The 9739-nt window shown below is 68.3% G+C and carries 13 protein-coding genes and 1 pseudogene; 7 read left to right on the top strand and 7 right to left on the bottom strand.

The features are described 5' to 3' along the window. The 3 genes and pseudogenes from HUU95_RS02355 to HUU95_RS02345 form a co-directional block, all read left to right on the top strand. Positions 1–203: pseudogene (locus tag HUU95_RS02355) on the top strand (ATP-binding protein); the annotation flags it as partial. 31 nt (positions 204–234) lie between these two features. Beyond that, on the top strand, positions 235–1458 hold the full coding sequence (locus HUU95_RS02350; RefSeq protein WP_174278624.1) for a M20 metallopeptidase family protein: 1224 nt from the start codon (positions 235–237) through the stop codon (positions 1456–1458). 7 nt (positions 1459–1465) lie between these two features. Then, positions 1466–1864 (top strand): hypothetical protein, encoded by a 399-nt coding sequence (locus tag HUU95_RS02345; protein ID WP_174278623.1) that lies wholly within the window; start codon positions 1466–1468, stop codon positions 1862–1864. A 3-nt stretch (positions 1865–1867) separates the two neighbouring features. Here the strand turns inward: HUU95_RS02345 and HUU95_RS02340 are convergent, their stop codons facing one another. Further along, positions 1868–2875, bottom strand: a complete 1008-nt coding sequence (locus tag HUU95_RS02340) for an isopenicillin N synthase family dioxygenase (RefSeq protein WP_174278622.1) — start codon at positions 2873–2875, stop codon at positions 1868–1870. A 108-nt stretch (positions 2876–2983) separates the two neighbouring features. On the opposite strand from HUU95_RS02340, the gene HUU95_RS02335 reads away from it, so the two are divergent. Next, positions 2984–3337 carry a DNA primase gene (locus tag HUU95_RS02335; RefSeq protein WP_174278621.1) on the top strand — a complete coding sequence of 118 codons (354 nt, stop codon included), beginning with the start codon at positions 2984–2986 and terminating at the stop codon, positions 3335–3337. Positions 3338–3521: 184 nt separating this feature from the next. Next, the gene (locus HUU95_RS02330; protein ID WP_174278620.1) at positions 3522–4127 is read left to right on the top strand and encodes an outer membrane protein; all 606 of its coding nucleotides are present in this window, start codon (positions 3522–3524) and stop codon (positions 4125–4127) included. 94 nt (positions 4128–4221) lie between these two features. On the opposite strand, the gene HUU95_RS02325 is transcribed toward HUU95_RS02330, so the two are convergent. Beyond that, positions 4222–4404 carry a hypothetical protein gene (locus tag HUU95_RS02325; RefSeq protein WP_174278619.1) on the bottom strand — a complete coding sequence of 61 codons (183 nt, stop codon included), beginning with the start codon at positions 4402–4404 and terminating at the stop codon, positions 4222–4224. A 331-nt stretch (positions 4405–4735) separates the two neighbouring features. On the opposite strand from HUU95_RS02325, the gene HUU95_RS02320 reads away from it, so the two are divergent. Further along, entirely contained in the window at positions 4736–5089 is a 354-nt protein-coding gene (locus HUU95_RS02320) for an HNH endonuclease (RefSeq protein WP_254602574.1), read from the top strand. Positions 5090–5138: 49 nt separating this feature from the next. Here the strand turns inward: HUU95_RS02320 and HUU95_RS14420 are convergent, their stop codons facing one another. The 3 genes from HUU95_RS14420 to HUU95_RS02305 all read right to left on the bottom strand — a co-directional run bounded on the left by HUU95_RS14420 (position 5139) and on the right by HUU95_RS02305 (position 7283). After that, positions 5139–5795 carry a hypothetical protein gene (locus HUU95_RS14420; protein ID WP_254602573.1) on the bottom strand — a complete coding sequence of 219 codons (657 nt, stop codon included), beginning with the start codon at positions 5793–5795 and terminating at the stop codon, positions 5139–5141. Between the two features lie 197 nt (positions 5796–5992). Next, entirely contained in the window at positions 5993–7051 is a 1059-nt protein-coding gene (locus tag HUU95_RS02310; RefSeq protein WP_174278618.1) for a ribonucleotide-diphosphate reductase subunit beta, read from the bottom strand. A gap of 34 nt (positions 7052–7085) precedes the next feature. Next, a complete protein-coding gene (locus HUU95_RS02305; protein ID WP_174278617.1) occupies positions 7086–7283 on the bottom strand; it encodes a hypothetical protein in 198 nt (65 codons plus the stop codon). A 56-nt stretch (positions 7284–7339) separates the two neighbouring features. Between HUU95_RS02305 and HUU95_RS02300 the strand changes: the two genes are divergently transcribed. Then, complete coding sequence (locus HUU95_RS02300; protein ID WP_174278616.1) at positions 7340–7588, top strand: DUF2171 domain-containing protein; 249 nt, start codon at positions 7340–7342, stop codon at positions 7586–7588. A 2-nt stretch (positions 7589–7590) separates the two neighbouring features. Here HUU95_RS02300 and HUU95_RS02295 read toward each other — a convergent pair whose 3' ends face one another. Together HUU95_RS02295 and HUU95_RS02290 are read right to left on the bottom strand one after the other, a co-directional pair. Continuing rightward, positions 7591–8085 (bottom strand): endonuclease domain-containing protein, encoded by a 495-nt coding sequence (locus HUU95_RS02295; protein ID WP_174278615.1) that lies wholly within the window; start codon positions 8083–8085, stop codon positions 7591–7593. 127 nt (positions 8086–8212) lie between these two features. Then, the coding region (locus HUU95_RS02290) for a ribonucleoside-diphosphate reductase subunit alpha (protein ID WP_174278614.1) at positions 8213–9739 on the bottom strand (1527 nt) is incomplete at its 5' end.

Below are 9739 nucleotides of genomic sequence, written 5' to 3'. Positions count from 1 at the left end.
CCAAGGCGAACAGCTGGCAGGACCGGGCGATGACCTCCGCGGTGCGCGCCGCGAGTTCATCGATCGGCCGGCAGGTCGCCAACGAGCTGGGCCGCGCGGTGCTGGGCGGTGGACGCGGTCGACGCGGCGGTGGCGGTGGCGGCGGCGATGTGCTGGGCTCGGTGGTGCGCGGGGTGCTGGGCAACCTGTTTCGGGGACGGTAGGAGGCGGGGCGCTCACCGCGAAAGGCCGCCCATGTCCCTCGATCTCGACACCGCCGCCGACTGGACCTCGATCGGCGAGGCCGGGCTGGACGACGTCGTCGCGCTGCGCCGCGCGATCCATGCCGAGCCCGAGCTGGGGCTCCACTGCCCCGCGACGACGGCGAAGGCGAAGGCGGCGCTCGCCGGCCTGCCGCTGGAGATCCGGGACTCGACGCGCACCACCGGCTTCGTCGCGATCCTGCGCGGCGGGCGGGTGAGGCAGGGGAGCAACACGCGCACCGTGCTGCTGCGCGGCGACATGGACGCGCTGCCGATGACGGAGGAGACGAGCCTCGCCTTCGCCAGCCGCACGCCGGGCCGGATGCACGCCTGCGGCCACGATGCACACACCGCAATGCTAGTCGGCGCGGCGAAGGCGCTGTCGGCACGCCGCGAGGAGCTGCCCGGCACCGTCATGTTCATGTTCCAGCCCGGCGAGGAGGGCCATCACGGCGCGCGCGAGATGATCGCGGACGGGCTGCTGGACGGGCCCCGGCCGGATGCCGCTTTCGCGCTGCACATCACGCCCAATGCGCCCGCCGGCGTCTTCGTCGGCCGCGCGGGGCCGCTGCTCGCCTCGACCGATACCGTGTCAGCGACGATCCAGGGCCGGGGCGGGCACGCGGCGATGCCGCACGACTGCATCGATCCGATCCCCGCCGCCTGCGAGGTGGTGGGCGCGCTCCAGGCGATGATCGCGCGCACGATCCCAGTCGCGGACCCGGCGGTGCTGACGATCACGCAGGTCCATGCTGGCTCGTCGCACAACATCATCCCCGAGACGGTGGAGCTGATGGGCACGCTGCGCACGCTGTCACCCGAGACGCGGGCTCGCGCGAGGGCCGGCTTCGTTCGCGTCGTGGAGAGCGTCGCGGCGGCGCATGGCTGCACGGCGGAGTGCCGGCTGGACGAGGGCTATCCGGTGACATCGTGCGACCCGCGCGCGACCGCGCTGATCGAGGAACTGGCGGGGACGGTCGGCACCGGCTGGGAGCGGATGCCCGTGCCGATGATGGGCGGCGAGGACTTCAGCTACGTGCTTCAGCAGGTGCCCGGCGCGATGGCCTTCCTGGGGGTGGCGCTCGACGGGTCGGACCACCGGGCCAACCCGCCGCTCCACAACACCCGCATGACGATCGACGAGCGCGCGATGGCGACGGGCGTGGCGATGCACTGCGCGCTGGCGATGCGGTATCTGGAGCGGGGGTTCGGGTGAGCTGATCGTGCTGAGCTTGGTGCTGCTTGCACAGGCGGCAGATCCTTCCCCCGCGTTGCGGCCGATCGAAAGCATCACGCACCAGCCGTGTCCATCGGGGCAGAGCGCGGATGTCATCGTCTGCGGAAATAATCGCGATCGGTATCGTTTGCCGCTGCCAGCAAAGCGCGATCCGGTGTCTGAACCGCAAGGTCCGCGCGCGGACTCAGGCAGCGGATTGGCCGCGATCACGCCAGTTGCGCCATGCGGCATATTTTCCGGCGAGCGCCGTTGCGGCAAGGCTGAAGCAGCTCAATACGGCTATGGTGGTGGGCGCGATCCGGTGACCGTCCTCGTCAAGGTCGGCAAGGCGCTAATCAACCCCGACGCGGGGCCATTACCGACGATGCCGTCGAAACCGCGCTGACGCTCACTTCTTGACCAGCCCGATCTCGACCAGCCGCTCGTGCAGGTAATCGTGCGCGGTGATCGGCGTCGGGTAGCGGTTCGAGTTGTCCGCCGTCACCGTGCCCGGCAGCGTCTCGATCAGGAAGTCGGGCGCGGGGTGGAGGAAGAAGGGCATCGAGTAGCGCGAATGGCCGCGCCGCTCGGGCGGGGGGTTCACCACGCGATGGGTGGTGGAGGGCAGGACGTGGTTGGTCAGCCGCTGGAGCATGTCGCCGACGTTGACCACCATCGCGCCCGCCGGCGGCTTGATCGCGAGCCAGCGGCCGCCAACTTCCGTTTCTTGGCTGCGGTCGAGCAGCTCCAGCCCCGCCTCATCGGCGCCGAGCAGCAGCGTGATGAGGTTGATGTCCTCGTGCGCCCCCGCCCGCACCCCTTGCGCGTCCGGCGCGATCGGCGGGTAATGGAGCAGGCGCAGGACCGAGTTGCCGTCCGCCACCGCGCGATCGAACCAGTCCGGCGCGAGGCCGAGATGGCGGGCGATGGCGGAGAGCAGCTGGTCGCCGGCGCGGTCGAAGGCAGCGAACAGCTCGACGAAGGTCTCGCGAAAGCCCTCCGGCCGTGCGGGCCAGACGTTGGGCGCCATGGAGTCGGCGAAGCGGTGGCCGGCCGGCAGCTCGCGGCCGACATGCCAGAACTCCTTGAGATCGACCTGGTGCGCGCCCTTGGCGATCTCCGTCTTGAACGGGGTGTAGCCGCGCGCGCCGCCGCCGCCGGCGATGAAGTGGCGGCGCTTCTCCTCGTCGGGGAGCGCGAAGAGCGCGGCGGTCTGTTCCCAGGCGCGGTCGATCAGGTCCTGGGCGACGCCGTGGTCGCGCACCACCGCGAAGCCGAAGCGGCGGAACGAGGCGCCCAGCGCGGCGGCGAACGCATCGGGATCGCGGAGTTGGTCGGCGAGCGACAGGGCGGGAACCTCCGCCGTGTCGGGGGCCGTGTCGGGGGCTGTGTCGGGGGCGAGCGGGGTATCGAGCATGTTTGTCGCTTACGCCGCCGCGTTCGCGCCGTCACCCCGGACCTGCCGGTCTCGCACGGAACCCGAGCCCGCGCCCTCCGTTCGCGCTGGACATCACAGGAGGCGAGCATGGGCGGCGATCAGGTCAAGGGCTTGGGCACGGGCGATGACGGGTATGACGAGGAAGGCTATGACGAGAGCCAGCGCGCCGAGATCCTGGAAGCGACGCGCGACGGGCCGTCCGACGGCAACCTGCTGACCGACCTCAACCCCGATCTTGGCCGCGATCTGGAAGACGAGGACGTGGGCGACCTGGACATGGAGGACGACGAGGTCGGCGAGGTCGACGACACGGCCGCGATGGATGCCGAGGACGAGGACGAAGACGACGCGCAGGAGAAGTTCGAGGACGGCGACGAGCTCGACACCGAGGACGAGGACGACGAGGCGGACGACGCCGACGATGTGGCGACCCGGCCCTGAGCCGCGGCGCTCCCTGATCTTGCTAACCCGCCGCAAGAAAGCGTTGCGGCGGGGACACAGTCGGGCCCGACTTGCGCCGGTGACGCGATCGTCACGCAACTCGCCGCCGCCCGGTCGGTTGGGACGGTCCCTGGCGACGGTGTGACGTTCGCCAGCGATTGTCACCATCCAAGGGTTTTTCTTCATGCGTATCCTTTCCCTCGTGGCCGCGTTCGCGGCCGCGACCGCTGCTGCCCCCGCGCTCGCGCAGGACAGCCCCGGCGCCCCCGCCCCCGGCGAAGCGACCGCGCCCGACGGTTCCAAAGCGTTCGGCATCGACCCGTACGTCGCCGTGCTCGGCGGCTGGGAGGGCTTCGACAACAAGGCGCGCGCCGGCATCCCGCGTCAGAACGGGCTGGAGGGCTCGGAGGTGACGGGCATCGCCGGCGTCAACCTGCCGCTCGGCCCGGTGTTTGTCGGCGTCGAGGGCAACGCCGCCAAGGGCGTGTCGGGCGCGATCGACTGGGAATATGGCGCGGCCGGCCGCGCGGGCCTGCGCGTCGGCGACAGCGGGCTGTTCTATGGCAAGGTCGGCTATGAATGGGTCAATTTCGACCATCTGCGCAACGGCGGCAACACCAAGCGCGATTACCACGACATCACCTATGGCGCGGGCGTCGAGGTGGGGCCGAAGGACGTTGGCCTAGGCGGCCTGACCGGCCGCGCGGGCGTGCGGCTGCGGCTGGAGGTATCGACCTTCGGCCAGGCGGACAGTTTCCGTCCGGCGGCGGGGCTGGTGTTCCACTTCTAAGGTTCGCTTCGACCCGTTCGGGTCGAGCGACGTCGAGACATCATCTGTCCCTCGACTTCGCTCGGGACGAACGGGTGAGCGGGACGTCAGCCGTTCACGGCGCGGCGTTGGCGAGGACCGCCAGCGCCGCGCCTTCGACCGGCTCGCCAGTGGCGTCGACTGGCGCGGCGGCGTTGGCCGGCGTGGCGGGCTGGCTGGCGGCGACGTCGTAGGCGGTCCAGCAGATGCCGGCCGCCCAGAGCAGCGCCGCCCAGCGGCTGCGGAACAGGCGAGACATAACGCGGCCGTGCGCCGGCTCGGGTTGTCAGGCGGTGACGCATCGCGGTTAACGGCCGGACGGAAGTGTTTACACGAAGGCGCGAGGAAGTTGGTTCAGAGGAGGCGCGGAGACGCGGAGAGGAAGAACGGCAGGGTTCGTGCGAACCCGCGAAAGGTGAAGGGCTTACGCTTGTACCGGCCCGACCGTGTCAGCGGTCGGCCTCGCTGATCGTCGATGCCTGAAGGCCGCTTCGCGGCAGGCTACGGGACCTCGCGACCGCTTCCTTTCTCCGTGCCTTCGCGCCTCCTCTGAACCCGATCCACCCTATATCACCGCCATGGCCGGGAAGGTGAAACGCAAGGCGGGGCTGGCGCAGGCGGCGGCGCTGGTCGAGCGCTCCGCCGCTGTCGAGCGCTGCGCATTGTGCGAGCGGCCGCTGGGGACGCGCGTGGAATGGCACCACCTCGTCCCCAAGAGCGAGGGCGGCCGCGTCACCGCCCCCGTCCACCCGATCTGCCACCGCACCATCCACGCGCTGGTCCCCAACGCCGAACTGGCACGCCGCTACGCCGACCCGGCGGCGCTGCGCGCGCGAGAGGATGTCGCCCGCTTCCTGCGCTGGATCGCCGACAAGCCGCCGGACTTCTCAGCGCCCGTGCGGCGGGGCAGGCCCGACGCGGCGGAGCGGGAGCGGCCGCGGTGAGCCGGAAAGTCACGCCGACGAGGGGTGGTGTGCGACCTTTCGTCGCCGCTCACGCCTGTTCCGTCATCGGTGGTTGCGGTCGGTAATCATCCGCGTCGAGCAGGTCGGCGACCACATCCGTGTCGGTCAGCGCCGCCAGTGCGTCCGCGAAGCTGCCCTGGAGCGCCTCGATCCGCTGGTGTCGCTGCGCGGGATCCGCGTCCGCGCCGAACAGGTCGGGGGCGAGATGCCGGAGCAGGAACATCAGCAGCCGGTCGGACGGGACCGACGATTCCGCGACGATCCGGCCCTGTCGCCAGACCTGGCGCGGCGTGCCGGTGATCGCGCGCTCGAACGCGATGCCGAGCAGCCGCTTCGCCGCCGTCATCTGCGCAGCGTCCATCGCGCGGCCAAAGGCCTCGCCCTTCGGATGATTGCGCAGGCGAAAGGCCGAGCGTGGCGTGATGTCCGCCGCCTGCCCCGCGTGCGCGATCGAGCCGGTGTTGGCGAGGGTGCCGAGAAACAGCCGCTGCCGCTCCGCCGTCCACCCGTCGCGGCGGCGGCGCAGTTCGACCGTTTGGTAGGGCTCGGCGACGAAGGACGCGTCGGGATCGGCTTCGGCGCGCGCGCGGGCGAGGTGGGTGCCCCAATAGGCGCGGTGCTGATCGTCGGTCATGCGGGCGACGGGCGCGTCGGCGTCGTCGCGGGCGTGCTTGGCGGGCTTCATGTCGGGCTCCTTGGGTGAGAGGAGCCGGCGCAGCTATACAGGGTTCTGCTTGTAGGACAGCGCCGATCGCGCAGAGTCTGCACATCGCGTACCGGATCGGGTCTGCGACGACATGCTGACCATCGTGCACACCGCGCGAAATTACCCGCCGCTGGATCGGGCGTAGCGAGGCCGGACGCGCCGGCCTCGCCCCCTCCTTACTCCGCCGCCACGCCCGCCTGCGCGAACATGTCCGCGCCGCGATCGCCTTCGTCCTCGTTCGCCGCCGGGGCGACCTTGGCGTTGCGACGGTTGTCGAACGAGGCCCAGACCTCGTTCCATTGGCCGCGCGTCGCCGCCTTGGAATATTCCGTCGCGCGGGTCTCGAAGAAATTGGCATGCTCGACGCCGTTGAGCATCGGCGCGAGCCAGGGCAGCGGGTGTTCGTCGATCATGTAGATCGGCTTCAGGCCCAACTGGCCCAGCCGCCAGTCGGCGATGAAGCGGATATACTTCTTGATGTCCTTGGGCTTCATCCCCTCGACCGGACCCATCTCGAAGGCGAGGTCGATGAACGCGTCCTCCAGCCGGATCGTCGTCTGGCAGACGTCGGCGATGTCGTCCTTCACCGCCTTGGTCAGGCACTGCCGCTCCTGACAGAAAGTGTGAAACATCTTGATGATGCCCTCGCAATGCAGCGATTCGTCGCGCACCGACCAGGTGACGATCTGACCCATGCCCTTCATCTTGTTGAAGCGCGGGAAGTTCATCAGCATCGCGAAGCTGGCGAACAGCTGCACGCCCTCGGTGAAGCCGCCGAACATGGCGAGCGTGCGCGCGATGTCCTCGTCATTGTCGACGCCGAAATTCTGCATGTAGTCGTGCTTGTCCTTCAGCTCGGCATAATCGAGGAAGGCGCCATATTCGCTCTCGGGCATGCCGATCGTGTCGAGCAGGTGGCTGTACGCGGCGATGTGCACCGTCTCCATGTTGCTGAACGCGGTCAGCATCATCTTGATCTCGGTCGGCTTGAACACGCGGCCGTATTTCTCGTGATAGCAGTCCTGCACCTCGACATCGGCCTGGGTGAAGAAGCGAAAGATCTGGGTGAGCAGGTTGCGCTCGTGCTGACTGAGCTTCTGCGCCCAATCGCGGCAATCCTCGCCCAGCGGCACTTCCTCGGGCAGCCAGTGAAGCTGCTGCTGACGCTTCCAGAAATCGAATGCCCAAGGGTATTCGAACGGCTTGTACTGCTTGCGGGCTTCGAGAAGGGACATGGGTGTTACTCCTGAACATTGAAAACGAGCGGGATCACGAAGCGCTCCACACCTGCATGGCATGAGCGGAAAAGGCGAGGACAAGGCCGGCGGCGAGCGCCATGATGCCGGCCATGCGATAGACGTAAACCGCCGCCGGACCCTGTGGTCGGACGAGCAGCAGCAGCAGGCCGGCGCCGACCAGCGCGAGCAGGCCCGCGACCGTGTACATGATGATGACCTGCCAGGTCATGCATCCATTCCGGCATGCGCTCGTTCCGCAACCGACCCCATCACAGGAGAACGCACATGGTCGACGCCACCCAGATCCAGGAACATGCCGAGGTGATCGGCGCGGACGGCACGCATGTCGGCACCGTCGACAAGGTCGAGGGCGACCGCATCAAGCTGACCAAGAACGACAGCCCGTCGGCGGAAGGCGGCGAGGGGCAGAAGCATCATTACATCGCGCTGGGCCTCGTCGCCGAGATCGAGGACGGCAAGGTGCGGCTGAGCGCCACCGGCGCGAACGCGCTGACGTTCGAGGAAACGGAGTAAGGTCACCTTTCCCTCTCCCCTTGGGAGAGGGAGGGAGCCGCGCTTGCGCGGCGGAAGGGTGAGGGTGAGCCGGCTGTGGCTGGCTCGCTCTTCCATAGCTCATCCTCACCCTTCCCACTCGCCTGCGGCGAGTGGGGCCCTTCCCTCTCCCACAGGGAGAGGGAGATGGTGGCGATGACGCCATCGATGTTGCCCATCACGTCGGCGTTGGTAAAGCGCAGCACGCGATAGCCCTCGCGTCTCAGGAAGCATGTGCGGTTCGCATCCTGCTTACCGGTCGCGGTATGCGTGTCGCCATCCACCTCGATGATCAGCTTCTCCAAAAAGCACAGGATGTCCGGCTTGAACGGACCGACCGGCGTCTGGTGTCGCCATTTCAGGTGCGGGAACGACTCCTTGAGGGCACGGAGCAGTTGGCGCTCAGGCGCGGGTGCCTCGCGGCGGAGGCGGCGGAGTTCATCCACGGTTCCTGATGGTTGGTCTTGATAGGTCCGCACGTCACCCTCACCCTTTTCGCTCGCTTCGCGAGCTGTTTCCCTCTCCCATTGGGAGAGGGAAGGGGCCCGCTGGCCCGGCCGGTGGAAAGGGTGAGGGTGAGCCTCACCCCTCCCTTCGATCAAGCGGCTACTGGCACGCAAGGCACTCGTCGTAATCCGTCGTCTCGCCGATCGCGAAGACGGGCGGGGCGAGCGTGTTGTCCGCCTCGACGCCACGCTGGCCTTCCTGCCCCGCGAAGCCGGCACGTTGCACCGACTTGGAGCGTAGGTAGTAGAGCGACTTGATGCCCAGCTCCCAGGCGCGGAAGTGGAGCATCAGCAGGTCCCATTTCTCGACGTCGGCGGGGATGAACAGGTTGAGCGATTGCGCCTGGTCGATATAGGGCGTGCGGTCGCCGGCCAGTTCCAGGATCCAGCGCTGGTCGATCTCGAAGCTGGTCTTGTAGCAGTCCTTTTCGTCCGCCGCCAGGAAGTCGAGATGCTGGACCGAGCCGCCCCGTTCCAGGATCGAGTTCCAGATCGCGTCCGAGTTCTTGGACTTCTCGATCAGCAGCTTCTCCAGATACGGGTTCTTGACCGAGAAGCTCCCCGACAGCGTCTTGTGCGTATAGATGTTGGCGGGGATCGGCTCGATGCAGGCGCTGGTGCCGCCGCAGATGATGGAGATCGACGCGGTCGGCGCGATCGCCATCTTGCAGGAAAACCGCTCCATCACGCCCTGATCGGCGGCGTCGGGGCAGGGACCGCGCTCGATCGCGAGCTGCATCGAGGCCTCGTCGGCCTGCGCCTTGATGTGCTTGAAGATGCGCAGGTTCCACGCCTTGGCGAGCGCGCCCTCGAACGGCAGCCCTCGCGCCTGCAGGAAGGAGTGGAAGCCCATCACGCCCAGCCCCACCGAGCGCTCGCGCCCCGCGCTGTACGCGGCGCGCTCCATCCCGGGCTCGGCGCGCGCGATGTAATCGGTCAGCACGTTGTCGAGAAAGCGCATCACGTCCTCGATGAAGGAGCCGGCGTCCTTCCACTCCTCCCAGGTTTCCAGGTTGAGCGACGACAGGCAGCACACCGCCGTGCGATCCCGGCCCAGATGATCGCGCCCCGTCGGCAGCGTGATCTCCGAGCAGAGATTGGAGGTGGAGACCTTCAGCCCGACATCGCGGTGGTGCTTGGGCATCGCCTTGTTCACGTGGTCGGCGAAGATGATGTACGGCTCGCCGGTCGCGAGCCGGGTCTCGACCAGCTTCTGGAACAGCGAGCGCGCGTCCAGCGTCTGACGGATCGAGCCGTCCTTGGGGCTGGTGAGGTGCCATTCCGACCCGGCGCGCACCGCCTCCATGAACGCGTCGGTCAGCAGCACGCCGTGGTGGAGGTTGAGCGCCTTGCGATTGAAGTCGCCCGACGGCTTGCGGATTTCGAGAAACTCCTCGATCTCGGGATGGCTGATATCGAGGTAGCAGGCCGCCGAGCCGCGCCGCAGCGAGCCCTGGCTGATCGCGAGCGTGAGGCTGTCCATCACGCGGACGAAGGGGATGATGCCGCTGGTCTTGCCGTTGAGGCCGACGGGCTCACCGATGCCGCGCACATTGCCCCAATAGGTGCCGATGCCGCCGCCGCGCGAGGCGAGCCAGACATTCTCGTTCCAGGTGTCGACGATGCC

The sequence above is a fragment of the Sphingomonas bacterium genome (assembly GCF_903643065.1).
Taxonomy (GTDB): domain Bacteria; phylum Pseudomonadota; class Alphaproteobacteria; order Sphingomonadales; family Sphingomonadaceae; genus Sphingomonas.
The sequence above is the reverse complement of the archived record's forward strand: the minus strand, read 5'-3'. Positions and strand labels throughout refer to the sequence as shown.